Source organism: Sulfitobacter sp. TMED3 (assembly GCF_002167505.1).
Classification (GTDB): domain Bacteria; phylum Pseudomonadota; class Alphaproteobacteria; order Rhodobacterales; family Rhodobacteraceae; genus Sulfitobacter; species Sulfitobacter pontiacus.
This window is the reverse complement of sequence record NZ_NHBI01000017.1, coordinates 1-24,397: the sequence shown is the minus strand read 5'-3', so window position 1 is coordinate 24,397 and position 24,397 is coordinate 1. Positions and strand designations below refer to the sequence as shown.

The 24,397-nt window shown below is 61.2% G+C and carries 28 protein-coding genes; 10 read left to right on the top strand and 18 right to left on the bottom strand.

The window, feature by feature from the left end:
• Position 1: 1 nt before the first annotated feature.
• From CBB63_RS04945 to CBB63_RS04930, 4 genes are all read right to left on the bottom strand, one after another.
• Positions 2–1,462 carry an efflux RND transporter periplasmic adaptor subunit gene (locus CBB63_RS04945; RefSeq protein WP_286698359.1) on the bottom strand — a complete coding sequence of 487 codons (1,461 nt, stop codon included), beginning with the start codon at positions 1,460–1,462 and terminating at the stop codon, positions 2–4.
• Positions 1,463–1,604: 142 nt separating this feature from the next.
• Positions 1,605–2,147, bottom strand: a complete 543-nt coding sequence (moaB, locus tag CBB63_RS04940; RefSeq protein ID WP_286698358.1) for a molybdenum cofactor biosynthesis protein B — start codon at positions 2,145–2,147, stop codon at positions 1,605–1,607.
• Positions 2,144–2,752 carry a LysE family translocator gene (locus CBB63_RS04935; protein WP_286698357.1) on the bottom strand — a complete coding sequence of 203 codons (609 nt, stop codon included), beginning with the start codon at positions 2,750–2,752 and terminating at the stop codon, positions 2,144–2,146. Before CBB63_RS04935 ends, moaB begins: the two co-directional genes overlap by 4 nt.
• Positions 2,745–3,518, bottom strand: a complete 774-nt coding sequence (locus CBB63_RS04930; protein ID WP_286698356.1) for a uracil-DNA glycosylase — start codon at positions 3,516–3,518, stop codon at positions 2,745–2,747. Before CBB63_RS04930 ends, CBB63_RS04935 begins: the two co-directional genes overlap by 8 nt.
• A gap of 156 nt (positions 3,519–3,674) precedes the next feature.
• Here CBB63_RS04930 and CBB63_RS04925 point away from each other — a divergent pair, with 156 nt between their 5' ends.
• The 7 genes from CBB63_RS04925 (at position 3,675) to CBB63_RS04895 (ending at position 8,434) form a co-directional block, all read left to right on the top strand.
• The gene (locus tag CBB63_RS04925) at positions 3,675–4,622 is read left to right on the top strand and encodes an aspartate carbamoyltransferase catalytic subunit (protein WP_286698355.1); all 948 of its coding nucleotides are present in this window, start codon (positions 3,675–3,677) and stop codon (positions 4,620–4,622) included.
• On the top strand, positions 4,619–5,059 hold the full coding sequence (locus tag CBB63_RS04920; RefSeq protein WP_286698354.1) for a hypothetical protein: 441 nt from the start codon (positions 4,619–4,621) through the stop codon (positions 5,057–5,059). Before CBB63_RS04925 ends, CBB63_RS04920 begins: the two co-directional genes overlap by 4 nt.
• Positions 5,056–5,571, top strand: a complete 516-nt coding sequence (locus tag CBB63_RS04915) for a hypothetical protein (protein ID WP_286698353.1) — start codon at positions 5,056–5,058, stop codon at positions 5,569–5,571. The genes CBB63_RS04920 and CBB63_RS04915 overlap by 4 nt, the downstream gene beginning before the upstream one ends.
• On the top strand, positions 5,568–6,104 hold the full coding sequence (locus CBB63_RS04910; protein WP_286698352.1) for a hypothetical protein: 537 nt from the start codon (positions 5,568–5,570) through the stop codon (positions 6,102–6,104). The genes CBB63_RS04915 and CBB63_RS04910 overlap by 4 nt, the downstream gene beginning before the upstream one ends.
• Positions 6,105–6,259: 155 nt before the next feature.
• A complete protein-coding gene (gene pyrC / locus CBB63_RS04905) occupies positions 6,260–7,540 on the top strand; it encodes a dihydroorotase (protein ID WP_009825247.1) in 1,281 nt (426 codons plus the stop codon).
• A 2-nt stretch (positions 7,541–7,542) separates the two neighbouring features.
• Positions 7,543–8,154: a glycerol-3-phosphate 1-O-acyltransferase PlsY gene (gene plsY / locus CBB63_RS04900; RefSeq protein WP_005849669.1), complete on the top strand. Its 612-nt coding sequence runs from the start codon at positions 7,543–7,545 to the stop codon at positions 8,152–8,154.
• Positions 8,155–8,158: 4 nt separating this feature from the next.
• Entirely contained in the window at positions 8,159–8,434 is a 276-nt protein-coding gene (locus tag CBB63_RS04895; RefSeq protein ID WP_037953881.1) for a hypothetical protein, read from the top strand.
• Here CBB63_RS04895 and CBB63_RS04890 read toward each other — a convergent pair.
• The 3 genes from CBB63_RS04890 to CBB63_RS04880 all read right to left on the bottom strand — a co-directional run bounded on the left by CBB63_RS04890 (position 8,428) and on the right by CBB63_RS04880 (position 11,206).
• Positions 8,428–9,798, bottom strand: coding sequence for a glutamate--cysteine ligase (locus CBB63_RS04890; protein ID WP_286698351.1), 1,371 nt, complete (start codon positions 9,796–9,798; stop codon positions 8,428–8,430). The two genes, CBB63_RS04895 and CBB63_RS04890, sit on opposite strands and share 7 nt — an antisense overlap.
• Before the next feature lie 60 nt (positions 9,799–9,858).
• Positions 9,859–10,386 (bottom strand): hypothetical protein, encoded by a 528-nt coding sequence (locus CBB63_RS04885; protein WP_286698350.1) that lies wholly within the window; start codon positions 10,384–10,386, stop codon positions 9,859–9,861.
• 97 nt (positions 10,387–10,483) lie between these two features.
• Positions 10,484–11,206 carry a 16S rRNA (uracil(1498)-N(3))-methyltransferase gene (locus CBB63_RS04880; protein WP_286698349.1) on the bottom strand — a complete coding sequence of 241 codons (723 nt, stop codon included), beginning with the start codon at positions 11,204–11,206 and terminating at the stop codon, positions 10,484–10,486.
• Between the two features lie 12 nt (positions 11,207–11,218).
• On the opposite strand from CBB63_RS04880, the gene ubiA reads away from it, so the two are divergent.
• The 3 genes from ubiA to CBB63_RS04865 all read left to right on the top strand — a co-directional run bounded on the left by ubiA (position 11,219) and on the right by CBB63_RS04865 (position 14,483).
• Positions 11,219–12,193 carry a 4-hydroxybenzoate octaprenyltransferase gene (ubiA, locus tag CBB63_RS04875; RefSeq protein ID WP_286698348.1) on the top strand — a complete coding sequence of 325 codons (975 nt, stop codon included), beginning with the start codon at positions 11,219–11,221 and terminating at the stop codon, positions 12,191–12,193.
• 63 nt (positions 12,194–12,256) lie between these two features.
• Positions 12,257–14,155, top strand: a complete 1,899-nt coding sequence (locus CBB63_RS04870) for an OmpA family protein (protein WP_286698347.1) — start codon at positions 12,257–12,259, stop codon at positions 14,153–14,155.
• A 1-nt stretch (position 14,156) separates the two neighbouring features.
• Positions 14,157–14,483 carry a hypothetical protein gene (locus CBB63_RS04865; protein WP_286698346.1) on the top strand — a complete coding sequence of 109 codons (327 nt, stop codon included), beginning with the start codon at positions 14,157–14,159 and terminating at the stop codon, positions 14,481–14,483.
• A gap of 16 nt (positions 14,484–14,499) precedes the next feature.
• Here the strand turns inward: CBB63_RS04865 and CBB63_RS04860 are convergent, their stop codons facing one another.
• The 11 genes from CBB63_RS04860 to CBB63_RS04810 form a co-directional block, all read right to left on the bottom strand.
• Complete coding sequence (locus CBB63_RS04860; protein WP_009825254.1) at positions 14,500–14,943, bottom strand: molybdenum cofactor biosynthesis protein MoaE; 444 nt, start codon at positions 14,941–14,943, stop codon at positions 14,500–14,502.
• 1 nt (position 14,944) lies between these two features.
• A complete protein-coding gene (gene moaD, locus CBB63_RS04855; RefSeq protein WP_286698345.1) occupies positions 14,945–15,190 on the bottom strand; it encodes a molybdopterin converting factor subunit 1 in 246 nt (81 codons plus the stop codon).
• The gene (gene pgsA / locus CBB63_RS04850) at positions 15,190–15,855 is read right to left on the bottom strand and encodes a CDP-diacylglycerol--glycerol-3-phosphate 3-phosphatidyltransferase (RefSeq protein ID WP_286698344.1); all 666 of its coding nucleotides are present in this window, start codon (positions 15,853–15,855) and stop codon (positions 15,190–15,192) included. Before pgsA ends, moaD begins: the two co-directional genes overlap by 1 nt.
• Before the next feature lie 122 nt (positions 15,856–15,977).
• Positions 15,978–17,843 carry an excinuclease ABC subunit UvrC gene (gene uvrC / locus CBB63_RS04845; RefSeq protein ID WP_286698343.1) on the bottom strand — a complete coding sequence of 622 codons (1,866 nt, stop codon included), beginning with the start codon at positions 17,841–17,843 and terminating at the stop codon, positions 15,978–15,980.
• Positions 17,844–18,127: 284 nt separating this feature from the next.
• Positions 18,128–18,907: an SDR family oxidoreductase gene (locus tag CBB63_RS04840; RefSeq protein ID WP_286698342.1), complete on the bottom strand. Its 780-nt coding sequence runs from the start codon at positions 18,905–18,907 to the stop codon at positions 18,128–18,130.
• Positions 18,908–18,919: 12 nt separating this feature from the next.
• Positions 18,920–19,873, bottom strand: coding sequence for a calcium/sodium antiporter (locus tag CBB63_RS04835; RefSeq protein WP_037953883.1), 954 nt, complete (start codon positions 19,871–19,873; stop codon positions 18,920–18,922).
• A gap of 173 nt (positions 19,874–20,046) precedes the next feature.
• Positions 20,047–20,844 carry a S49 family peptidase gene (locus tag CBB63_RS04830; RefSeq protein WP_286698341.1) on the bottom strand — a complete coding sequence of 266 codons (798 nt, stop codon included), beginning with the start codon at positions 20,842–20,844 and terminating at the stop codon, positions 20,047–20,049.
• A gap of 52 nt (positions 20,845–20,896) precedes the next feature.
• A complete protein-coding gene (locus CBB63_RS04825) occupies positions 20,897–21,658 on the bottom strand; it encodes an ABC transporter permease (RefSeq protein ID WP_286698340.1) in 762 nt (253 codons plus the stop codon).
• A complete protein-coding gene (locus tag CBB63_RS04820; protein WP_009825261.1) occupies positions 21,655–22,584 on the bottom strand; it encodes an ABC transporter ATP-binding protein in 930 nt (309 codons plus the stop codon). The genes CBB63_RS04825 and CBB63_RS04820 overlap by 4 nt, the downstream gene beginning before the upstream one ends.
• A gap of 65 nt (positions 22,585–22,649) precedes the next feature.
• Positions 22,650–23,174, bottom strand: a complete 525-nt coding sequence (locus tag CBB63_RS04815) for an SRPBCC family protein (RefSeq protein ID WP_009825262.1) — start codon at positions 23,172–23,174, stop codon at positions 22,650–22,652.
• A 139-nt stretch (positions 23,175–23,313) separates the two neighbouring features.
• Positions 23,314–24,276, bottom strand: a complete 963-nt coding sequence (locus CBB63_RS04810; RefSeq protein ID WP_286698339.1) for an NADPH:quinone oxidoreductase family protein — start codon at positions 24,274–24,276, stop codon at positions 23,314–23,316.
• Between the last annotated feature and the right edge of the window lie 121 nt (positions 24,277–24,397).

Sequence of the window (24,397 nt, the reverse complement as noted above, 5' to 3'; positions counted from 1 at the left end):
CCTAGCCTCCCATCCGGCTTTCAAGGCGTTCGATCATGCGCGCCGGCACCTGCGGCTCGGCCAGCTGNGCCAGCACGCGCGCCTTCGCCTCTTGGGGCATGCGGCTATTCCCCTCGATAAAGGCCACAAGCTTTGCNCGACGCTCNTCTGTCAGGGCGATCATGCTGGGGACATCTNCCTGCGCGGTCTCATCCGCCCCCGGACGCAACGGCTTTACCGCGATACCGGCCCCCAGCAGGGGCGACCGCGCCTCGACCACGTCGCGACCTTCGACCGGACCACGGACCAACACGTCGTCGCCCACGCGGCGCAGAACAGAGACCTGAATGCTTTCCAATCGGTTCTCCGCATCCANCACCAANACCGCTCCCGTGGCATCAAGNGCNGAGCTTGGCAGGCGGATCACATCGTCCAGCGCAGGTTCACGCACATGTACCGTCGCGAAATCCCCCGGTTTGAANCCCGGNGCCTGCGTCAACGAGGCAAAGATCAGGCGCCCGCTGGCCCCCTCGCCCGCAGCGGCCCCCGCGCGGGTGATCTGGCCGCGAGCCTCAAGATCCACGCCCGCGACATCAAGGCGCGCGGTGATCTCTGCCTTGATCAACCGGCCCTGCGCATCCAGCAGGCGNGCGTATTGCGCGGTCGAGATGCGNAAGGAAATCTCAAGATCATCNGGCGCGATCAGCTCTGCCAGCCTCTCGTTCGCGGANACCAAGCGCCCCTCGACGACCGAGGTTTCGCTCAGCGCCCCATCGAACGGCGCGGTGATCGTGGTTTCCTTTNNCGCGCGCTGCGCATCCTCCAACGCGATTTGAGCGTTGGACAACAAGCGCACCGCGTTATCCACGCGCGCTTCTGTCTGGGTCACCACCTGTCGACGNGCAAGAACGGCCTGTCGCGCGCTTGAGGCAGCAAGCTCNGCCGTTTCNGTCGCCGTCGCGGTGCCGACACCGCGTTCGCCCAGATCACGCTGGCGGTCAAACGCGCGGGTGCGCAGCGCGGCCTGCTCTTTGGCGGCGGCAAGCTCGTCCAGTCCCAACGCCAGCGCGCGGTCCGCATCGCGCCCCTCAGCCTCTGCATCGCGTACGGCACTTTGCGCCCGCGCGACCTCGGCCAAAGCATCCGACCGGTCAAGACGCACCAGAACCTGACCCGCTGTGACCTGCCCGCCCTCTTCGAAGTCCGGTGCCAGCTCGACCACGCGCCCGCCNACGGCCGCACGCAGCTCTAGCGTGCGGCGGCTTTGCACCGCGCCAAAACTTTGCAGNANCGGCACTTCGGTCCCAGACTGCGCACGCACCACATTGACCGAGAAGACCCGCTCGCGCGGGGGGCGCTCGGGCGGCGTGTCGGTCAGACGCTGCTGGACCGCCCCGCCAATGAGGTCCGCCGCAAGCACCAGAAACCCCAATGTCGCCGCTGCCAGAAACAACCCGATCATGCTTTGCCGTAGAAAACGCATCTTGCCCCGATCCTATTTCGTCCGTGCCAGCTTACCCCGCNGGCCTGCAGAACAAAATCACAGTTGTGACAGCCNCGCACGGCTTATCANGCGCATCGCAAAGCAGNGCGGNGGANTTGGGNTAAATTCATCGCCCCAGCNGCTATTTCCGGCGCTGGTGTTCATCCAGACGCGGCATGATCTCAACGAAGTTGCAGGGCTTGTGCCGNTANTCGAGCTGCTTGATCANAATCTCGTCCCACGCATCCTTGCACGCCCCCGGAGACCCGGGCAGCGCGAANAGATACGTCCCCTGGGCGACGCCNGCNGTGGCCCGGCTTTGCACCGCCGAGGTGCCGATCTTNTGCATGGATACGATCGTGAACACGGTGCCGAATGCATNGATCTCTTTCTCGTAGACATCGCGATGTGCCTCGACNGTNACATCGCGCCCCGTCAGCCCTGTGCCCCCCGTGCTGATCACCACGTCAATCTCAGGGTCGGCACACCAGTCGCGCAACTGGTCGGCAATCTCGCCCCGCTCATCGCGGATGATGCTGCGTGCCGCGAGGAAATGCCCCGCTTCGGCGATGCGCGCGACCAAGACATCGCCTGACCTGTCTTCGGCCAAACCCCGGGTATCGGATACTGTCAGCACCGCGATGCGCACGGGNATAAAGTCAATCGTNTCGTCAATCCGGCTCATGTCCGCTCCAATACTGCAAGGCGTGCGGCGAGGGCCACGAAAATACCGCTGCTGATCCAGCGCAGCGCCTGCCCGNCCCCNACCATCCGGCGGCCNAGGCCACTGGCAAACACACCGACCAAGGCGTTGATGATCAACCCGCCAANCGACANNACCGACCCCAGCATCANAAACTGCAGCAGAACNGGCCCCGCTTCTGGCACGACGAACTGCGGGACAAAGGCCAGCACGAAAAGGATCACCTTGGGGTTTGTCAGGTTCACGATCAAACCGCTGCGAAACGCGGATTTCGGGGCGGGTACGGGTGTTGCGGCCGCGCCGCTGCTACGCCANGTCTGNACGGCCAGCCACAAAAGATAGCCAACCCCGATCCAGCGGATCACATCAAACGCCCACGGCAGGGCCGCCACCACCGCACCAAGGCCAAGCCCCGCCAAGGTCACATGCACCATACCGCCAAGGGCGACCCCCGCACTGGCCGCAACCGAGGCGCGCGGACCAAAGCGCATGCCCTGCCCCAGACAAAACATCATATCCGCNCCCGGTGTCAGGTTCAGCGCCAGGGCGGCGGGCACAAAGGCCAGCAATGTGAGGGGATCAACCATGCGTCAATTTCGCTTTCAGTGAGAGTAAATCGGCCCAGGCCTCGCGTTTGAACTCGGGGCTGCGCAGCAGATAGGCGGGGTGGAACATGGGCAACGCGGGCAACCCCTCGGNTTGCGTCCACTGACCGCGCAAGCGGGTGATGCCNCGTTTGCCCAGCAATGCCTGCGCGGACCAATTGCCAACGATGACCAANACNTCGGGCTTGGCCAAAGCGATATGCCGCGCCAGAAACGGCTTCATCATCGCGATTTCATCCGGCTTCGGATCGCGGTTCTGCGGCGGCCGCCAGGGCAAGACATTGGTNATATAGACAGGCGACGTCTGATGATGNCGCCCCATGTCGATGGCCGCGAGCATCTTGTCCAGCAACACGCCGGCACGCCCGACAAAGGGCCGGCCCTCGCGGTCTTCGTCCCGCCCNGGTGCCTCGCCCACGATCATCACCCGTGCCCCCGGCGTCCCGTCCGAGAAAACCATTTTGCGCGCGCCGCGTTTCAGCTCGCAATGCTCGAAGGCGGCCATGGCGGCACGCAATTCATCCAGCGTCGCAGCCCNTGCCGCGGCCTGTGTCGCCTCTGCCACCACGTCCGGCCCTTNGGCGGCCAAAGGCACCGGTCCGNTCTTGCCCTTTTGCGCCTTCGGCTTCTCGACCGCGGCGGGCACCTCGTAGCGGTTCACCGGCGCATCGCAAATCGCCTCGGTCGCGCCAAGTTCGATCTGCCAATGCAAAAGCGCAAGCGCCTGATGATAATCCACTGATTCCATGCGCCCAACTTACGCGCTGGTGTCGGCAATAAAAATGCCAACTTCCAAATGGTCTTAAATCCAACGCGGCCCCCACGGCCGGATGCCCCCGCCCGACGACTTGCCCCGCCCTGCGCCGCCGCCTATAACGCCAAAAATAACGTGGGGTCCCCCGTCATGAGTTTCGCACACCGCCATCTTCTGGGCATTGAACACCTGTCCCAGGACGACATCACCACCCTGCTTGATCTGGCCGACAGCTATGCCGATCTGAACCGCCAGCCCCATAAACACAGCGACGGACTAAGCGGGCTGACACAGATCAATATGTTCTTCGAAAACTCCACCCGGACGCAGGCGAGCTTCGAGATCGCGGGCAAGCGGTTGGGGGCGGATGTGATGAATATGGCGATGCAGGCGTCCTCGATCAAAAAAGGCGAAACCCTGATTGATACGGCGATGACGCTGAACGCCATGCACCCCGATCTGCTGGTGGTCCGCCATCCACAATCCGGTGCCGTCGATCTTCTGGCACAGAAGGTGAACTGCGCGGTGCTCAATGCGGGCGACGGGCGGCATGAACACCCTACGCAAGCACTGCTGGACGCGCTTACGATCCGCCGCGCCAAGGGCCGCTTGCATCGCCTGTCCATCGCCATCTGCGGCGACATTGCCCATAGTCGCGTGGCACGGTCCAACATCATGCTGCTTGGCAAGATGGAGAACCGCATCCGCCTTATCGCGCCGCCGACGCTGATGCCAGCGCAAATCGGTGAATTCGGCGTCGAAGTCTTCGATGATATGGAAGAAGGGTTGAAAGACGTTGATGTTGTGATGATGCTCCGCTTGCAAAAAGAACGCATGGATGGCGGCTTTATCCCCAGCGAACGCGAGTATTATCACAGATATGGGCTGGACGCCGAAAAACTGGCCCATGCCAAGCCCGATGCCATCGTGATGCACCCCGGTCCGATGAACCGCGGGGTAGAGATCGACGGAACGCTCGCCGATGACATCAACCGCAGCGTCATTCAGGATCAGGTAGAGATGGGCGTCGCCGTGCGCATGGCCGCGATGGACCTGCTGGCGCGCAACCTTGTCGACAGCCGCAAGGCCACCGCATGACCGCAACCCCGCCCGAAGAACAGGACCTGCTACACTGGCGTATCTCGCCGCGGGCGTTCTTTTGGCGGTGCGTGGCGCTGGCGGTGCTGACCATGTTGTTCACGCTGCCCTTGCTCATCTGGCTGGACCCAATCACCTGGCTGCTGGCCTCGGTCCTGATTGCGGTCTTTTACATGTGGGTGTTTGAGGAATTCCAGATCTGGTACAGCAACCGCAATACCGTCTGGCGGCTGACCAACCGTGCGCTCTACATCAACTCCCCCGATACGGCAGAGCCGCTGGTCCCGCCGTTGACCGACATCCGGTCGATCGGGAAACTGTCCTTGTGGTCGATCAGCCTTGGCCTGCCCGACGGCCAGCGGATCACCTTGCCGCTGGTGCCGAACCGGGCAGAGACCAAGGCCCGCCTTGCCCAAGCGATAGAGGCGGCATCATGAGCGATCGTTTTTGGCAAGACCTGCTTGAACCCGAGGAAGAGCTGCTCTGGACAGGGCGCCCCCGCCCCAAGCTGTCGCTGCGCAATTTTCAGCTGTTCGGCCCCTTTGTCGGGGCCATTGGCACCGTGGTCGCGGGGGCATTTGTGCTGCGGGGCAACACCCTGCCCGTGTCGCAATCGGTCGTGGTGGCGGTGATCGTCGCGCTGGTGGCGCTGTCGTTGCTGCGCGGGATGAAACGCCTGACCGACCTGCGCCGCACCCGCTATGCGCTGACCAACCACCGCGCCCTGTTTTTCAAACTGACCCGCGACGGCACCCGCGCCAAAGCTTTCCCCCGCGGCGCCGAGACGAAACCCGATCTGCGCCCGACCAGCCCGCCGTCGGTTTTCTTTATCCGGCATGAACAGCCGGGCAATCCGGCACGCGCCGCGCATCTAGGATTTGAATATGTCGAAGACAGCGACAGATTAAGTGCATTGATGGTAACCCCGTACAAAGGTGCAACACGATGACACAACTCGAAATCCCCAAGGGCGAGATCGGCCAGATCCGCCTGTTTGCCGTGAACCGCCCGATTGACGAATTGGCCCGCGACCTGCGCAACGACAGCAAAGAGGCGCTGATTGCTGATCTGCTGGGCCGCCCTATGCCCGAAGGCGCGGCCGAACTGTTCCCCGTGTCCGATCTGACCGGCGTAGGTCTCGCCTCCTATCTGGGGGATGGCTATGCGGTGCCTCGTGAACAGATCAGCCGCGACCGCGCGCGACTGGATGCGCTGGACGGCTATGTATTGCTGCTGTTCTCCTCGGCCTTTGACGGGCAGGAAGCGACGCTGGACCTTGGCCCCGAACTGACGATTATCGGCACCTATGGCGAGGCGCAGCCCGATATGTCCGTTACCCCGCTTGAGGCTGAATCCGCGCAGCCCTACACCGGTGCCGCGGATATGACCCCGAAATCCCCGCCCAAGGGCGGCGCCAACGGTATGATCGTGCTTTTGGCGGTGATCGTGCTGATCGGTCTTATTCTATGGTGGCTGCTGTGAAAGAACCCAAACCCGATCCCAAGATGTCCGGCCGTATCGCCATGATTGCCCTGCTTGTCGCCTTTGGCGTGGCGGGCATGATGGTGTGGATCGGGTCCTGACCTTTCTGACCGCCCCCGCGGCACCCCTGTTTTCCTAACGACGAAGGCCCCTCCATGACCCTGCATTTTATCAACGCGCAGCTGATCGACCCCGAAGCAGGCACCGTCACCCGCGGCACGCTTCGGGTCGAGGATGGCAAGATCGCGGCGGTACTGGACGATACCGCACCGATCCCCGGAGATGCGCAGGTCGTGGATTGTCGTGGGAAATACCTGGCCCCCGGTATCGTCGATCTCGGCGTCAAGGTCTGTGAACCCGGGGAGCGGCACAAGGAAAGCTTCCGCTCTGCCGGGCTGGCAGCGGCTGCGGGTGGGGTCACGACAATGGTCACCCGCCCCGACACCGACCCCACCATCGACAGCCCCGAAGTGCTTGAATTCGTCACCCGCCGTGCGAACGAGGCCGCGCCGGTCAACGTCGTGCCCATGGCTGCGCTGACCAAGGGCCGCGAAGGCCGCGAGATGACAGAGATCGGGTTTCTCATGGATGCCGGTGCCGTGGGCTTTACCGATTGTGATCGCGTGGTGACGGATACCAAAGTGTTCTCCCGCGCGCTGACCTATGCCCGTAGCCTTGGCGCGCTTGTCATCGCTCACCCGCAGGAACCCATCCTGAGCAAGGGGGCGGCGGTGACCTCTGGTAAATTCGCGTCGCTGCGCGGGCTGCCTGCCGTCTCGCCCATGGCGGAACGCATGGGGCTGGACCGCGACATCGCCCTGATCGAAATGACGGGTGCCCGCTATCACGCCGACCAGATCACCACCGCCCGCGCCCTGCCCGCGCTGGAGCGTGCAAAGAAGAACGGTCTGGATATCACCGCCGGGGTCGGCATCCACCACCTGACGCTGAACGCGCTGGATGTGGCCGACTATCGCACCTTCTTCAAGCTCAAGCCCCCCCTGCGCGACGAAGAGGATCGCATCGCCGTGGTAGAGGCCGTGGCCTCTGGTCTGATCGATATCATCTGTTCCATGCACACCCCGCAGGACGAGGAATCCAAACGGCTCCCGTTCGAGGAAGCCGCATCGGGGGCCGTCGCATTGGAAACCCTGCTGCCCGCAGCCTTGCGACTGGTCCACGCCGAGATGATCGATATTGCCACATTGTGGCGTGCGCTGTCGTTCAACCCTGCGAAACGTCTGGGGCTGCCCGGGGGGCGGATGTCCGTCGGTGCCCCCGCCGATCTGGTGCTGTTTGATGATGGCGCGCCTTTCGTGATGAACCGCGAGGTTTTGCGGTCGAAATCGCGCAACACCCCCTTTGACGGGATGCGCATGCAAGGTAAGGTCTTGGAAACTTACGTTTCCGGCACCTGCATCTATAAGGCCTCCTGAATATGCCCCTGATCGACTCTTCCCTATTCGTGCTCCTGTTCTGGGCCGTTGCGGCCTATCTGATCGGGTCGGTCCCCTTTGGCATGGTGCTGACCCGCGCGATGAATCTGGGCGATCTGCGCAGCATCGGGTCGGGCAATATCGGTGCCACCAATGTGCTGCGCACTGGTTCCAAAAAAGCGGCGGCGCTGACGCTGATCCTGGATGGGGGCAAAGGGGCCGTTGCAGTGCTGCTGGCACGGCTCTTCGCGGGCGAGGACGCCGCCCAAATTGCCGCATTGGCCGCGATGCTGGGCCATTGCTATCCGGTCTGGCTGGGGTTCAAGGGCGGCAAGGGCGTCGCGACATTCCTTGGTGTGTTGCTGGCACTTGCATGGCCCGTCGGCCTCGCCTGCTGTCTGGCGTGGCTGATCGCCATGGCCGTCACCCGCACCTCGTCCATCGGGGGGCTGGCATCCGCCGCAGCATCGACCTTCTTTATGATCTTCCTGGGCTACGGCAGCGCCCTGTTTCTGGGCATTCTGCTGACCCTGCTGGTGTTCTGGCGCCACCGCGAGAACATCAAACGCATCCGCGCGGGCACCGAACCCAAGATCGGCGCCAAGAAAGACTGACCCTGTGACGGCTACGGTAGGCGCGCGCTTTTTGGACGCGTTCCACGCGCTGCCCGACGGCACCCACACCGGCAGATATCAAACCCGCCGCTATGTTTGGTCAAAAAGCACCTTCAACACAGGTAAAAGCTGGAAACTGGTTGCCGAGGAATTAGGCGGTCCGGACTATATCAGCCTGAACCTCTATGCGCTTGCCAGCGGCGCACGCCTTTATCCCTGCGAAATGCCCGCGGCCAAGGTCATTGCCTTTGTCCGCGGGCTGATCATCGAGGATCAGTAAGAATAATCGGCGTAGATCCGGCTGAGGTCACCCTGCCACTTGCCGTTGTAATCCTCCAGCAGCTCGTCGGCAGGGACCTTGCCGGTCTCGATGCTTTCCTTCAGCGCGTTCAGGAAATGCGTCTCGTCCGGGACCATCCCTCCGGCACCGCTGCGCGCCCGTGCTTTCAGCCCTTGTTCGGACAGGGCCACGGCTTCGCGCGCGATGTCATGCATGCGCACGCCGCCCACCTTGGCCTGCAACCCGTCGACAGAGGCCGCGACCCGCAGCGCCTCGCGCGTTTCCGCGTCCCAGCCTTTGACCAGATCCCAAGCACCATCCAGCGCCTGTTGGTCATAGGTCAACCCGACCCAGAACGCGGGCAAGGCACACAGACGACGCCAGGGTCCACCGTCGGCACCGCGCATTTCGATGAATTTCTTGATCCGCGCCTCGGGGAAGGCGGTGGTCAGGTGGTCCGCCCAATCGCTCAGCGTCGGCATTTCCCCGGGCAGCGCGGGCAGCTTGCCTTTCAGGAAGTCGCGGAAGGACTGCCCCAGGGCATCGATATATTTCCCATCGCGGTAGACAAAATACATCGGCACATCGAGCGCATATTCCACCCAACGTTCAAAGCCCATGCCGTCTTCAAACACCCAGGGCAACATGCCCGTACGCGCCGCATCCAGATCACGCCACACGCGGCTGCGCCATGATTTATGGCCGTTGGGCTTGCCTTCGAAAAACGGCGAATTCGCAAACAGCGCCGTCGCGACAGGTTGCAAGGCCAGTGCCACGCGCAGCTTTTGCACCATGTCCGCTTCGGACCCGAAATCAAGGTTCACCTGCACCGTGCAGGTCCGGCGCATCATGACCCGGCCCATCGTGCCGACCTTGGTCATATATTCGTTCATCAGCTTGTACCGGCCCTTGGGCATCAGATCCATCTGGTCGTGGGACCATTCCGGTGCCGCGCCCAAGCCAATGAACCCCGCGCCGATCCGGTCCGCCACATCGCGCACTTCGCGCAGGTGGGTGTTCACCTCGTCGCAGGTCTCGTGGATGGTTTCGACGGGCGCGCCCGACAGCTCCAACTGACCGCCCGGCTCGAGCGAGATATTAGCCCCGTCCTTGACCAACCCGATCAGCTTGCCGCCCTCTTCCACAGGATCCCAGCCGTGGCCGTCGCGCAGCCCTTCCAACATGGCGCGGATCGAACAATCGCCTTCATAGGGCAAGGGCAGCAGCGTCTCTTTGTTGTAGCCGAATTTCTCGTGTTCGGTACCGATGCGCCAATCTTCCTTAGGCTTGCACCCGTCCGCGAGGTAGTTGACCAGCTGGTCGTAACTTTCGATCGGGCCGCCGCCGGATTGAGGGATAGACATGTGGGGTGGCTCCGAGTTCAATTTCTGTGGTCTAAGGGATGGTGCGATTTGGACGGGGTGTCAATGCAACAGGGTCGAGGCCGGCCGCATCGAACGCCGCTCCCAAATCACGACGGACAGGGTCTTGTCATCGGCCAATTCGGCCAACATTCTTTCGGTACGCAGCCCCGGAAGTGCGGCAAAAGCGTCAAAAAGCGCGTCCGCCCCCGCGGCATCCACGGGGATCATCACGGGATTTTGTCCAGGCTGTTCCAGTTTCCAATGCGCCGGATANGCCCCGCGCTCAAGGCNCAGACGCTCCATCTCGCGTAGGGCGATGACGCCGCCGGTCAGNGGNCCGAAATAGGCGATCTGCCCCTCATCCACCTGCACCGCTCCGGCCCCGAGTCCGGTCTTGCGAAACCGCACACGCTGCCCGCCGATCCAGACAAAGATCACCCCCGCNAGGATCAGCGCATAGCCCGGTATCGCCAACAGCAACCCCGGCCCCGCCACCAGCCAAAGCCCGATCAAAGCGACCGCGATTCCACCCAGAACCTCGCGCCAACGCCACAGTTCAGCCTTCGCCTCAGGTCGCAGAAAACTCATCGTGCTCTCCTACTGTAGGCTTCATTTTGCCAGATAAACTCCNCGGGGGCGTGGGGGTGTGAAACCCCCACTCCGACGCGCGTGCCGGAAACCGCACTCACGCCCAATCTCCCAATGTCTTTTGCCACAGGGTCATGGCCGCCACTGCTGCCGTATCCGCCCGCAAGATGCGCGGCCCCAAGGCGACGGGGCGCGACCAGTCCAACCCGCGCAAACGCGCGCGTTCACTGTCCGAAAACCCGCCCTCAGGCCCAATCAGGATGGCCCAAGGACCGGGCCGCGCGGATGCGAGCCCCTCTTCCTCGCCCGCCAGCGCCTCGTCGCAGAACATCAAGGACCGCTCGGGCTCCCAACGATCGATCAGACGGTCCAGCCGGACCATATCGGCCACCTCCGGAACGAAAGTCCCGCCGCATTGCTCCGCTGCCTCGACCGCGTGGGCTTGCAGACGATCGCGCTGCACGCGGCCGGCGTTGGTAAATTCACTTTGCACCGGCACAATGCGCCGCGCNCCCATTTCGGCAGCTTTCTCGACAATGAAATCCGTGCGCGCCTTTTTGATCGGCGCGAAGATCAGCCACAGGTCGGGCGGCATNTGCAGCGNTTTCGTCTGCTCGGCNCAGNCCAGCACACCGCCGCGTTTNCCCGCCTCGGCGACCTCGGCGCGCCATTCGCCATCAATGCCATTAAACAAAAGAACCGACGCGCCCACCGATTGGCGCATCACGCCAAAGAGATAATGCGCCTGCGCCTTATCCAAAGGAACGGATTGCCCCTGCCCCAACGGATGATCTACATAAAGTCTGATTTTCGCGTTCATGGGCACAGATATATGTACGACACCTCGCCGACACCAGATGGCAATGATGCGACACGCGTGGTCGATGCCCCTGCGGACAATTGGGTCGACCGTTTTGCGCCGCGTTTCACCCGCCCCTACCTGCGGCTCAGCCGCGCCGACCGCCCTATTGGCACCTGGCTTTTGCTGCTGCCCTGCTGGTGGGGGCTGACACTGGCGATGCTGTTTGACCAGCAACCGCGCTGGTTCGACCTGTGGATCTTCATCGGCTGCGGTGCCGGTGCCTGGCTGATGCGCGGCGCGGGGTGCACGTGGAACGACATCACCGACCGGCATATCGATGGCAAGGTCGCCCGNACGCGGTCACGNCCCATCCCCTCGGGTCAGGTCAGCGTCAAAGNNGCGCTGGCATGGATGATCGCACAGATGCTGATCGCGCTTGGCATTTTNCTGACCTTCAACGGGGCNGCCATCGCCCTTGGTGTGCTGGCCCTGCTNCCNGTCGCCGTTTACCCTTTTGCCAAACGTTTCACGTGGTGGCCGCAGGTTTTCCTTGGCATCGCNTTTAACTGGGGCGCGCTGCTGGCCTGGACCGCCCATACCGGCAGCCTCGGCGCGCCTGCGGTGGTGCTCTATGCNGCNGGCATCGCGTGGACGCTGTTCTATGACACGATCTATGCCCATCAGGACAAGGAAGATGACGCCCTGATCGGGGTCAAATCCACAGCCCGCCTGTTCGGAGACAATACCGGCCATTGGCTGCGGCGCTTCCTGATCGCCACCGTGGGCCTGATGGGGCTGGCGGTAATCTTTGCCCTGCGCGATTCCGCATCCTTTCTGGCGATGGTCATCGCCCTTGGCGGCCCCTGGGCAATGGGGTGGCATATGGCGTGGCAGNTGCGTGGNATNGACATCAACGACAACGACAAGCTTNTGCGCCTGTTTCGTGTGAACCGCGATACCGGCATGATCCCGCTGGTGTTTTTTGCCGCAGCCCTGCTGGNGTGATTGCACCCCTGTCNCCTCGGGCGTATCAAAGGCTCCAACGTTAACGGTTTCAGAAACGAGCTTATGCGCCTATCTGCACTCCTGATCATCGCGATGACCTTTACCGCCGCTGCGACCGTNTCATTGGTGGCTGCGAANTTTTCGGTAACCCTGATCGAGGAAAACTCCGAGATCGGCGTGCGTGATGCGCTTGATGCAAAAGAGATGACATGGGCCGAAGTGCAGGCAGACGGGTTGCAGGTCACCCTGTCGGGCACCGCGCCGGACGAAGTCGCGAGGTTCAATGCGCTAAGNACCGCAGGCACCATCGTCGATGCTGCCCGCGTGATTGACCAGATGGATGTGACCGCGCAGGCCGCAATCGCCGCGCCGAANTTCTCGGTCGAGATTTTGCGCAATGATTCCGGCGTNTCGATNATCGGGCTGATTCCCACGACCACCGACCGCGATGCGGCCATCGACCGTTTCCAATCNATCGCCGGTCAAGATCATGTCGCNGACCTACTNGAATCAGCGAATTACCCTGCCCCCGACGGATGGGAAGACGCCTTTGGTTTCGCCATTTCCGCGATGGAGAAACTGCCCCGTGCCAAAGTCTCTGCCGAAGCGGGGCGTGTGGCGATCACGGCCATTTCCGACAGCGCAGAAGCCAANGCACGGCTGGAAAACCAGCTNAAACGTGCGGCCCCTCCCGGGCTGNNGGTGACACTGGAGATCGCCGCGCCGCGCCCGGTGATCACNCCCTTNACCCTGCGCTTCCAGATCGAGGAAGACAGCACCGGCTTTGACGCCTGCAGCGCGGATACCGAACAGGCCAGCGCCCGGATCCTCAAGGCGGCCGTTGCGGCTGGCGCACCGGGGTCGGCACGCTGCACGGTGGGTCTTGGCGTGCCAAGCCCGCGNTGGTCGGAAGCCGTGGANAAAGCCATCGGCGCGCTGTCCAAGATCGGTGGCGGCTCCGTCAGCTTTGCCGATGCCGATATCAGCCTGATCGCCGCCGAAGGCACCGAACGCGCCGTCTTTGACCGCGTCGTCGGNGAGCTGGAAAACGCCCTGCCTGACGTCTTTGCNNTGAATGCCCGCCTGCCCCAAACCGTCGACCCCGACGCCGGCCCGCCCGAATTNGTCGCCACGCTCTCGCCCGAAGGTCAGGTNCANCTGCGNGGCCGTCTGACAGACGACGCGCTGCGCGAATTGGCCGACAGCTACGCCAAGGCGAGCTTTGGCTCGGACAAGGTCTATACCGCCGCGCGGATTGTCGATGATCTGCCCGCCGATTGGCCGACGCGCGTGTTGTCGGCGCTCGACGCGCTGTCCAAGCTCGCCAACGGCACGGTCATCGTGACCCCCGATAGCGTCAGCGTCGCGGGCAACACCGGTAACCCCGATGCCAGCACGCAGATCGCAACCTTGTTGGCAGGCAAACTGGGCGAAGGCAAAGACTATGAGGTCAAAGTCGCCTATCAAGAAAAGCTCGACCCCGTTCTGGGCCTGCCCACCCCGCAGGAATGCGAAGCCGAGATCGGCAAAGTTGTGGCCAAGGGCAAGATCAACTTNGAACCCGGCAGCGCCACCATTGACGCCTCGNCGCTTGGTACGATGGATCAAATTGCCGAAATCCTGCAAGACTGCCGCGACATAGCACTTGAGGTACAGGGATATACCGACAGCCAGGGCCGCGAGGAAATGAACCTCGCGCTGAGCCAGTCGCGGGCCCAATCGGTGCTGAACGAACTGCGCGCCCGCCGCGTAATCACNGGCTCCTTCGTGGCCAAGGGCTATGGCGAAGAATCGCCCGTTGCCTCCAACGACACCGAAGAAGGCCGCGANGCGAACCGCCGGATCGAATTTAAGCTGATCAATGAAGGCNCGTCGGAAGATTCTGACGAAACAGCGCTGGAAAATGGCGCGGATACAGGCGATACAGACACACCATCCGACCAGACCCAAGAAGGCAACTAACATGAGCAGAACCGAATTTGTCATCGCGACAGCGATTATCCTATTCGTCGCCTTCTGCCTTGGATGGTTTGCCAACTGGCTGCTGCACCGCTTTACCCGCGTGGCGGCCGACGATGTCGCCCAGCTTGACCGAATGAGCCAGGAATTGCACGAAGCGGAAGAANCCCGCGATCAGGCGATCACCTATCTGCAACAGCGCGAGGCAGAGCTGACGAACCAGCTCAACCAGACCGAGGCAGAGCTGCGCGCGGCGATGGACGGGTTGCGCGATGCACGCCACGAAGCGGAAGAAATGCGCGCCTATATCGATCGTCAACAGGCCAGCTGAAAGACCGAGGTGCCGCTTACCACCGGGCCAGCGCGTCTTCGTCTTCTGCCTTTGATGCAACCCAATCCGCCCCTTTGGCAGTGATCTCACGCTTCCAAAAGGGTGCGCGCGACTTCAGGTAATCCATCAGGAATTCAGCCGCTTCAAACGCATCCTTGCGGTGGCGCGCAGCGGTGGCGACCATCATGATCATCTCGCCCGGCAGCAGTCGGCCGAAGCGGTGAATGACCAGCGCATCCCCCAGCGAAAACCGCGCCATCGCGGTTTCGGCCATCTCGGTCAGGGCAGACTCGGTCATGCCGGGGTAGTGTTCAATCTCCATCGCCTGCAACGGATCATCGGGCAGATCGCGCACGATGCCGGTGAAGGTCACGATGGCGCCCATATCCCGATGACCGGCAGCGAAATCCTGGCTTTCCTGCCCCAGATCAAAACCCGCTTCCTGAACCGAGATCTTCATCTCAGCCCCCTGTCATCGGCGGGAAAAACGCCACTTCGCGCACCCCGTCTAACGAGGCATCGAAATCGGCAAGTTCCTGATCCACGGCCACACGCAGGCCGGACAGATCGGAAAAGGCGACCGCATAGCGCTCTTCGCGCGCGCGCAGTTCCTCTACAAGGTCCAGAACAGTGCGGGCCGACGTATCAACCTTCTCACGAGGAAGCCCGATACGTTCGCGAACCCATGCAAAATACAAGATATTCATCAGCGTGGCTCCACCAGATGGGGCATGGATTTGCGCAGATAATCATAGCCGGTGATCGCCGTCAGCGCCGCCGCAACCCAAAGCAGCGCCAACCCGACCCGGCCGGCCCAGATCATCCCGTGGAACTTCCAGGTGAGCCCTAGAACGTCCTCTTCCTTGCCAGAGAGTATGGCGCTGACCAAGGCATTATCCATGCCGAAAATCGACATGCCAAAGTAATGTTCGAACAGCCCCTGCCCGAACAACACGGCGATCGCGACCATCTGCGCGGTTGTCTTCCACTTGGCCAGCGCCGTGACCTTCAAGGTGCCGGACACATCCCCCAGAAACTCCCGCAGGCCCGAAACAAAGACTTCGCGAAACAGGATCACGGTGGCAGGGAGCACCAGCCATGGCGACCAGCTTGAAACCGCGACGATCACCATCAGCGCAATCACCACCATCGCCTTGTCGGCAATCGGGTCCAGCATGGTCCCCAGCTTGGTTTCCTGCCCCCACGCGCGCGCAAGATAGCCGTCAAACCAATCGGTGACCGCTGCGGCGATGAATAGGAACATCGCCAAAGCGTCCGCATAGGGACGCGAAAAATACAAGAACATCACAGCCACACCCGGGGCCGCGACAAGACGCAAGAGCGTCAGGATATTGGGGATATTCCACTTCATAGCGTCACCCTACAGTGGCAAGACGACAGGGGAAAGTGCCAAGATATCGCCTTCATTTTGCAAAATAAACTCCCCGCGGAGCGTCCTGCCCCCACCACGTGCCCGAAGGCTGAAATTTCGGGCTATCCACGTTCGTGGAAAAACGCATAAATCCGTTCGGCCAACGCAACCGACACCCCGTCGACGGCCTTCAAGTCGCTCAAGTTCGCGCGACCAACGGCCTTGGCTGACCCGAAATGGGCCAGCAGCGCGCGTTTGCGGGCGGCACCGACGCCGGGCACGTCATCAAGGGGCGTCGCCCCCACGGCCTTGGCACGTTTGGCGCGGTGGGTGCCGATGGCGAAACGGTGGGCTTCGTCGCGCAAACGCTGGATGAAATACAAAACCGGATCATTATGCCGCAAGGCCATCGGGCGCTCGCCGACGCGGTAAAATTCCTCTTTGCCCGCATCACGATCCACACCTTTGGCCACGCCGACCATCGGAATATCCTCGACCCCGTATTCGCGCATGATGGACGCCACAGCACTCACCTGCCCTGCACCACCGTCGATCAACAACAGGTCAGGCCACATGCCAAGCTTGCGGTCCGGGTCTTCCTTGAGCAACCGTTTGAAACGGCGGGTCAGCACCTCTTTCATCATGCCAAAGTCATCCCCCGGCGTCAGCTCATCACCGCGAATGTTGAACTTGCGGTACTGGTTTTTCATCATCCCGTCGGGGCCGGCGACAATCATACCGCCAACCGCGTTCGTCCCCTGGATGTGGGAGTTATCGTAGACCTCGATCCGTTGCGGCGGTGCAGGCAGATCAAAGGCGTCAGCGATACCTTTAAGAAGGTTCGTCTGGGTCGCTGTCTCTGCCAGTTTACGCGCCAGAGATTCGCGCGCGTTGCGCAGCGCCCCATCGACCAGCTCTGCTTTTTCGCCACGTTTGGGGACCACGATGTCAACTTTACGCCCCAGCTTCCCCGACAGCGCCTCGACCATCAGATCGGGACTTTCGATGTCGTTCGACAGGATCAACTGGCGCGGTGGTTCGCGGGTGTCATAGAACTGACCGATAAAGGCTTCCAGCACCTCGGCGGCATCCACATCGGGGCCCACACGGGGATAGTAGTCGCGGTTCCCCCAGTTCTGATTGGCGCGGATAAAGAAGACCTGCACGCAAGCCTGCCCCTGATCCAGGTGCAGCGCGATAATATCCGCTTCCGCAACGCCTTGCGGGTTGATCCCCTGTGCCGTTTGCACCTGCGTCAGCGCCTTGATCCGGTCGCGCAGGGCGGCGGCGCGTTCAAACTCCATCGCCTCTGACGCCTCGGCCATCTCGGTCGCCAGCCTGCCCTGAATATCGGTGGACTTACCGTTGAGAAATTTCTCCGCGTCCTGCACCGTCTTGCGATATTCCTCGGGCGAGATCTTACCCACACAGGGGGCAGAGCAGCGCTTGATCTGATGCTGCAAACAGGGTCGCGAGCGGCTTTCGAACATTGCGTCAGAGCAATCGCGCAGCAGGAACACCCGTTGCAGCTGGTTCAGCGTGCGGTTCACCGCACCGGCGCTGGCGAAGGGCCCGTAGTAATTGCCCTTTTCCTTTTTGGCCCCACGGTGCTTTTTGATCTGCGGATAATCATGCGTGGCCGTGACCAGAATATTGGGAAAGCTCTTGTCATCGCGCAGCAGCACGTTGAATTTCGGCTTGAGCTGTTTGATCAGGTTCTGTTCAAGCAGCAACGCCTCGGTCTCTGTCTTCGTGGTCAGAAACATCATCGACGCGGTGTTTGATATCATCCGCGCGATCCGGCCTGAATGACTCGACGGCCGCGCGTAGTTGCTCACCCGCGCCCGCAAATTCCGCGCCTTGCCCACGTAAAGGACACGGCTTTCCGAATCGAGCATCCGGTACACACCAGGAGAGCCATCAATCGTTTTCAGGTACGATTGAATCACCTCATGGCCGGTTTTCGGTTTTTCGTTAGCGTCTGACATTGATTCGAGCGTTCGGACCTTTTGGCTGCAACAGTGTTAGCGGTAGGACAAGATTAAACATACCCACGACTCTTGTGGATAACCTTGCAGATAACTTTCAAACAGCGCGGATTTTCCCATGTATTAATGGGGCTTCCGGCGTTTGCCTAATTTTTAGGCATATATGCAAGTCATTGATTTTAGACGGTATTTTTATTAACACTTTCCAACCCACTGAAAACACGCCCCTTTTTGTAACGGTTTTGTTACCGATGTGACCGCGGTGCACAACTTGCGTGGAAAGCCTATTCTAGGCCTTGCGCGTCGGGGGTTTTCCAGCCTAGGTGCTGCCCCCCGTCAGTGCAGATCAACTGCCCCGTGACCGACGGCGCATCAAGGAAATAGCCCAATGCAGCGGTAATATCGCGGGGATTCGCCCCCCGTTCGAGAATCACCTTGGACCGCTGTCGCGCAAAGTGTTCGTCGGTCTGCTTGGCCCCCTTCAGGGTCGGCCCCGGACCGATTGCATTGACCCGTATCGCCGGTGCCAGTGCTTGGGAAGATGTCTGGGTCAGCGCCCACAACCCCATTTTTCCGATGGTATATGTCATGAACTCCGGCGTGAGCTTGCGCACACGCTGGTCCAGCATATTGATGATCAGCCCCACGGCAACGGGCTCGTCCTGTGAGTCAGTCTCCGGAGCCAGGCCTTGCGCGGCCATGGCCTGCGTCAGAATGAAAGGTGCCCGCAGGTTGCTACCGATATGGCGGTTCCAGCTTTCCTCTGTCGCGGTAGAAATGTTGTCGTACTCAAAAATCGACGCGTTGTTCACAAGGCAGGTGATCGGCCCGCCAAGTGCCCCTGCCGCGCGCGGCAGCAGATCATGCGTCGCGGTCTCGTCCAGCAAATCGGCTTGCAGGGCGACAGCCTGCCGCCCCTTTGCCTTCAACTCCGAGACAACCTCGTCTGCACCGTCGGACGAGCTGTTGTAATGCACCGCAACGTCATACCCGCGATCCCCGAGATATAGCGCCATCGCACGCCCCAAGCGGGCTCCGGCGCCGGTTACCAACGCGTGTTTCATACCGCACCTCTTTTAGATCAGAACAGCCGCCATATAGCCCGCATAGACGGCACATAGAACGATGCCCCAGATGCGGTTGATGTCACGCCCCAGATACACAAAGGGGATCAACAGCAGCGACGCCCCCAGCATGACCCACAGATCGAACCGCAGGAATTCCGGATCAACATGGATCGGCCCTACAAGGCTCGCGATACCGATAATGCCCAGCAGGTTGAACAGGTTGGACCCGATCACGTTACCCAAGGCGACATCAGCCTGACGACGCAGCGCAGCCATGACAGTCGTGGCGAGTTCGGGCATCGAGGTTCCGATCGCCACCAGCGTCAGCCCGATGACCGTATCGCTCACACCGTAGGCGCGCGCGATTATGGACGCATTATCCACCAGCAGCCCCGCCCCGAGGGGCAAACCCACCAACCCGAGCACAAGGAATACCGCGATGCGCCAGCCCGGCATATCGGGATCGGCCCCTTCGGGCTCTTCCAGGTCCGCGGCGGCAGCGTTTTTACATTCGCGGCGATGCTCTTTGCTGTCGCGGTACATATCGTACAGCACATAGGCCAAGGCCCCCAGCAACACGAAACCCGCCCAGAAATCGAAAACGCCACGATACGCCAGCCCGATGAACAACACCGAAGCGGCAATCATCATGTTGAACGTCTTGCGCGTGCTACACTCTGACGTGTGCATCGTCGCCAGCAAGGCGGGCACCCCGAGCACCAGCAGGATGTTCGCGGTGTTCGACCCCACGACATTGCCCAATGCGATCCCCGGTGAATCGTCCAACACCGCCTTGATCGACACCAGCAATTCAGGCGCAGACGTCCCGAACGCCACAATCGTCAGGCTGACGATCAAAGCGGGCACGCCGAGGCGCAGGGACAGGTTAACCGCCCCCTTAACCAACGCATCCCCGGCCAGCAACAAAATCACCAGCCCCAAAACACTTAGAACCCAAGGCATAATCATCCGCGTTTACCCCCGCATCCGCAGGGAGATTTCCCAATGCGATAGCGTCCACAATTATTACATTTCTTCTGGCTCAGGCGCTTACCGCCCAGCCAGTGCATCTTTCCAAACCATGCGAGCGTGCCCATGGCGACCAGAAACAATAAGACAATCTTAAAGACCATGCGTCAGAGCCCGAACCGCGCATAGGCCGCGCGCTCTTCAATACTGTCGACCGCGTCGCCGATGATCTGCGCACCAAAGCGGGACAGCAGCCCTTTTTTGGTGCCGTAGCGGTTGAACTTCACCTTGTCGCCAAAGCGTTGCTTGATCATCGGGCGCAGGTGGCCAATCCCGTCGATCAGCCCCAGCTCGGTGGCGCGTTTCGCCAGCCAGACCTCTCCGGTGAACAGGTCAGTGTCAGGCGCAAGCTTGCTCCCGCGGCGTGCTGTGACGTGATCGATGAAGTTTCCGTGGATATCCTCCAGCAGTTGCTTCAACCGCGCGACATCTTCGGGCTTTTCAGGGCGGAACGGGTCGAGCATGGATTTGGACTGGCCTGCGGTATAAACCCGCCGCTCTACCCCGTGGCGTTGGATAAATTCATCCGCACCAAAAGACGCCGAGATCACACCGATGGACCCCAGAACGGAACTGGGATCGGCACAGATTTCATCCGCAGCCGCGGCCAGCCAATATCCGCCAGAGGCCGCGACATCTTCGACAAAGGCGATGACAGGGATGTTCTTTTCCTCAGCCAGACGCCGGATGCGTGCACCGATCAACGACGATTGCACCGGGCTACCGCCGGGACTGCTGATTTCCAAAACCACAGCCGCAGGTTTGCCGCGGTTGAATGCTTTGTCGATGGCGGGGCCAATGCCGCTGTCGTTCAGGCCACCACGGGTGCGGCCCCCGATCACGCCGGACAGTCGCACCACGGAAACCGTCGGACGGGAGGCCAAGAAGGGAAGGTATTTTCTCATACCTTCCCATGTAGAGTGCACCATACCTGCAAACAAGGAGGGCACCCGATACTTACTGCCTAATCCGCCAGCCGGTACGGAAAATCCAACCGATCACCGCAAGACACAGGGCCGTAAAACCCGCGATGGCCAAAAGGCTTGTCACAATCGGCACATCCGCCGATCCGAAGAAGGCCCAGCGGAAGCCCGAGATCAGATACCCCCCCGGGTTAAAGTGAGAGATCACCTGCCACACCGGCGGCAGCATAGAGATCGAATAGAACGATCCCCCAAGGAAGACCAAAGGCGTCACAATCAACAGCGGCACAAGCTGCAACTGTTCAAAGTTGCCCGCCCAGATACCGATGATGAAGCCCATCAGCGAAAAGCTGATGCAGGTCAGCACCAGAAAGGCCACCATCCAGATCGGATGCTGAATGGTGATGTCCACAAAGAAGAACGCCGTGAGCAGGATGATCACCCCGATAAACAGTGCCTTGGTCGCCGCAGCCCCGACATAGCCGCAGACAATTTCGATAAAGTTAACCGGCGCGGATAAAAGTTCGAACACGGTGCCGATGAACTTGGGGAAATAGATGCCAAAGGACGCGTTCGAGATCGATTGCGTGATCACGCTAAGCATGATCAGCCCCGGTACGATAAACGCGCCATAGCTTATGCCTTCGACCTCTTGGATGCGGCTGCCGATCGCCGCGCCGAACACGACGAAATACAGCGATGTCGACAACACCGGAGAGATCAGACTCTGCGTGATGGTGCGAAAGAAGCGCGCCATTTCAAATGTGTAGATGGATTTGACAGCGATCCAGTTCATGCCGCGTCCTCCTTGACCAGATCGACAAAAATATCCTCAAGACTGCTTTGCGACGTCTCAAGATCAGACAGCACAAGCCCCGCAGCCGCCACATCGGACAACAGCTTGGTGATGCCCGTCCGCTCTGCGCGCGTGTCATAGGAATAGATCAACGCGTGCCCGTCGTCGGACAGGGTCAGCGCGTCAGAGACAAGACTGTCGGGGATCGCGTCAATCGGTTGGGTCAGCTGCACCACCAACTGCTTTTTCCCCATGCGTGACATCAACGTGTCTTTATCCTCGACCAGCAGCAGCTCGCCATGGGCGATCACACCGATCCGGTCGGCAATCGCCTCGGCTTCCTCAATATAGTGGGTGGTGAGGATGATGGTCACGCCGCTGGCCTTCAGGTCCGCGACGATGTTCCACATATCGCGGCGCAGCTCTACGTCGACGCCGGCGGTGGGTTCGTCCAAGAACAGGACGCGGGGCTCATGCGCCAATGCCTTGGCGATCAAGACACGACGTTTCATCCCGCCCGACAGGGCGCGGATCTGGCTGTCTTTCTTGTCCCAAAGCGATAGCTGCCGCAGGATCTTTTCAACTGCTGCATCATCCTTGGGTTTCCCAAACAACCCGCGCGAGAAACGCACAGTGCTGATGACTTTTTCAAAGGGTTCAAGGTTGATCTCTTGCGGTACCAGCCCGATCATCGACCGCGCACCACGGTAGTCGTTTACCGTGTCGAAACCGCCCACAGTGACGCTGCCGCCTGTGCCGGTCGTGATCCCGCAAATGGTTGAAATAAGTGTCGTTTTCCCTGCGCCATTAGGCCCAAGCAGGGCAAGGATTTCGCCCTCTCGGATGTTCAGCGACACGCCTTTCAGCGCCTCGAACCCATCTGCATAGGCCTTGCGCAGGTCGGTGATCTTTACGATGTCAGGCATGGGCGTCTCCGGTGTTGTTGGCCGGAAACTAGACTGATTATCCCAAAGTGAACAGGCCCTACCCGTCAGCTTTTGCTGCGGCCGAACCAGCCCTTTTTCTCGGCTGGTGCATCCGCTGCCTCTGCCGCTTCCGCCGGCGCATCCTCGGCTGGGCCCTCAAGCGTTTCTTGCAGGTTGTTAAAGAACTGGTCCGCCATCTTTTTGGCAAACCCGTCGATGATCCGGCTGCCAAGCTGCGCAAGCTTGCCGCCGACCTTGGCCTCGACGTCATAGGAAAGCTCGGTCCCGCCATCGACAGCAGCCAGCGTCACGTCCGCCTCACCCTTGGCAAAGCCCGCAGCACCGCCTTTGCCTTCGCCGCTGATCTTGATCGACTGGTCGGGCACCATATCGGTCATGGTGACCTGCCCCTTGAACGTGGCTTTGACGGGGCCGACCTTCTGCACCACTGTCGCCTCGAACCCTTCTTGCGGCGAACCGGTCACCTCGGTTGCGCCGGGGACGCATTTGATCAGCATGTCAGGGTCCAGCAGCGCGGCATATACCTCTGCCGGGCTGGCTGCGATCTGGCGGGTCTCTGACATTTTCATGGGGGCTCTCCGTTGATGGCTTTGCGACAACCTAGCGCACATCAATTGGCAACGCCAAGGTCAAACGCGCGGGCCCAGCTTTTGCGATAGGGCCGCTAAAGACCTCAACAGTCGCCAAATCGCCGATAATGCGCAGACCCTAGCTGACCCGTACGATGACCTTGCCCGTCGCCTTGCGCGTGCGCAGCAGGTCCAGCGCGTCGTTCGCTTGATCCAGCGGCAGCACGTGGCTCACATGGGGTTTCAGCTTGCCGGCGCTATACCAGTCGATCAGCACCTTGAAGCTGTCTGTCAGCACCTGCGGTTTGAAGTTCTTGTACCCGCCCCAGAAAAAACCCAGCACGTCGATGTTCTTGACCAGCAGGATATTGGCAGGGATCTGCGGCACCTCGCCCGAGGCAAACCCAAGCGGCAGGATGCGGGCCTCGGGGTTGCAGGCCCGCAGCGCCGCCTTAAACTGGTCGCCGCCGATCGGGTCATAGACCACATCTGCCCCGCCCAAGGATTTCACCACCTCGCGGATGTCATCGGTTTCCGAATCGATCAGATGGTCGGCCCCGGCAGCGCGGCAAATCTCCAGCTTGGCCGCACCACGGGCGCAGGCGATGACCTCTGCCCCCATGAGCTTGCCCAGCTCTACTGCTGTCAGCCCGACCCCGCCTGATGCCCCCAGCACCAGCAGACGTTCCCCCGGTTGCAGCCGCGCCTTATAGTCCAACGCCACATGGCTGGTGCCATAGGCCACAAGAAACGCCGCAGCATCCTCGGCCGGCATATCGTCGGGGATCGGCACGCAGACATTGGCGGGAATGGCGGCATATTCGGCCAGCCCCAGCAGGCCGCTATAAGCCGAGATACGTTGACCAACGGCCAGTTCGGTCACGCCCTCCCCCACGGCGGCGACGCTGCCCGAAAGCTCCATCCCCAGCGTGAAGGGCAGATCCGGCTTTTGCTGATAGGTCCCCTTGATCATCAGCAGGTCACCAAAGTTCAACCCGCAGGCATCGACCTTGATCAACACTTCGCCAGCGGCGGGGACGGGCATTTCCAGCTCTTGCTCGGACAGGGGCTGGTCATAGGCGGTGACTTGCATGGCGCGCATCGGGGGATCCTTTTGCTATTTCACGCAAAAGGGCCAGAGCATTGGCGGCTTTGCAACCCCCTTGCCCCGGCCCTTGTGAAATTACCCAGCGGCAGATGCCCGACCCCGCCATCCCCCCCCC

Coding starts and splice junctions, on each gene's coding strand:
- CBB63_RS04830 (WP_286698341.1), bottom strand. CDS start 20,844: ATGAGAAAATACCTTCCCTTCTTGGCCTCCCGTCCGACGGTTTCCGTG.
- CBB63_RS04820 (WP_009825261.1), bottom strand. CDS start 22,584: ATGCCTGACATCGTAAAGATCACCGACCTGCGCAAGGCCTATGCAGAT.
- CBB63_RS04910 (WP_286698352.1), top strand. CDS start 5,568: ATGACACAACTCGAAATCCCCAAGGGCGAGATCGGCCAGATCCGCCTG.
- pgsA (WP_286698344.1), bottom strand. CDS start 15,855: ATGAAGTGGAATATCCCCAATATCCTGACGCTCTTGCGTCTTGTCGCG.
- CBB63_RS04915 (WP_286698353.1), top strand. CDS start 5,056: ATGAGCGATCGTTTTTGGCAAGACCTGCTTGAACCCGAGGAAGAGCTG.
- CBB63_RS04860 (WP_009825254.1), bottom strand. CDS start 14,943: ATGAAGATCTCGGTTCAGGAAGCGGGTTTTGATCTGGGGCAGGAAAGC.
- pyrC (WP_009825247.1), top strand. CDS start 6,260: ATGACCCTGCATTTTATCAACGCGCAGCTGATCGACCCCGAAGCAGGC.
- CBB63_RS04890 (WP_286698351.1), bottom strand. CDS start 9,798: ATGTCTATCCCTCAATCCGGCGGCGGCCCGATCGAAAGTTACGACCAG.
- CBB63_RS04920 (WP_286698354.1), top strand. CDS start 4,619: ATGACCGCAACCCCGCCCGAAGAACAGGACCTGCTACACTGGCGTATC.
- CBB63_RS04925 (WP_286698355.1), top strand. CDS start 3,675: ATGAGTTTCGCACACCGCCATCTTCTGGGCATTGAACACCTGTCCCAG.
- CBB63_RS04835 (WP_037953883.1), bottom strand. CDS start 19,873: ATGCCTTGGGTTCTAAGTGTTTTGGGGCTGGTGATTTTGTTGCTGGCC.
- moaD (WP_286698345.1), bottom strand. CDS start 15,190: ATGAATATCTTGTATTTTGCATGGGTTCGCGAACGTATCGGGCTTCCT.
- plsY (WP_005849669.1), top strand. CDS start 7,543: ATGCCCCTGATCGACTCTTCCCTATTCGTGCTCCTGTTCTGGGCCGTT.
- CBB63_RS04815 (WP_009825262.1), bottom strand. CDS start 23,174: ATGAAAATGTCAGAGACCCGCCAGATCGCAGCCAGCCCGGCAGAGGTA.
- CBB63_RS04810 (WP_286698339.1), bottom strand. CDS start 24,276: ATGCGCGCCATGCAAGTCACCGCCTATGACCAGCCCCTGTCCGAGCAA.
- CBB63_RS04840 (WP_286698342.1), bottom strand. CDS start 18,907: ATGAAACACGCGTTGGTAACCGGCGCCGGAGCCCGCTTGGGGCGTGCG.
- uvrC (WP_286698343.1), bottom strand. CDS start 17,843: ATGTCAGACGCTAACGAAAAACCGAAAACCGGCCATGAGGTGATTCAA.
- CBB63_RS04825 (WP_286698340.1), bottom strand. CDS start 21,658: ATGAACTGGATCGCTGTCAAATCCATCTACACATTTGAAATGGCGCGC.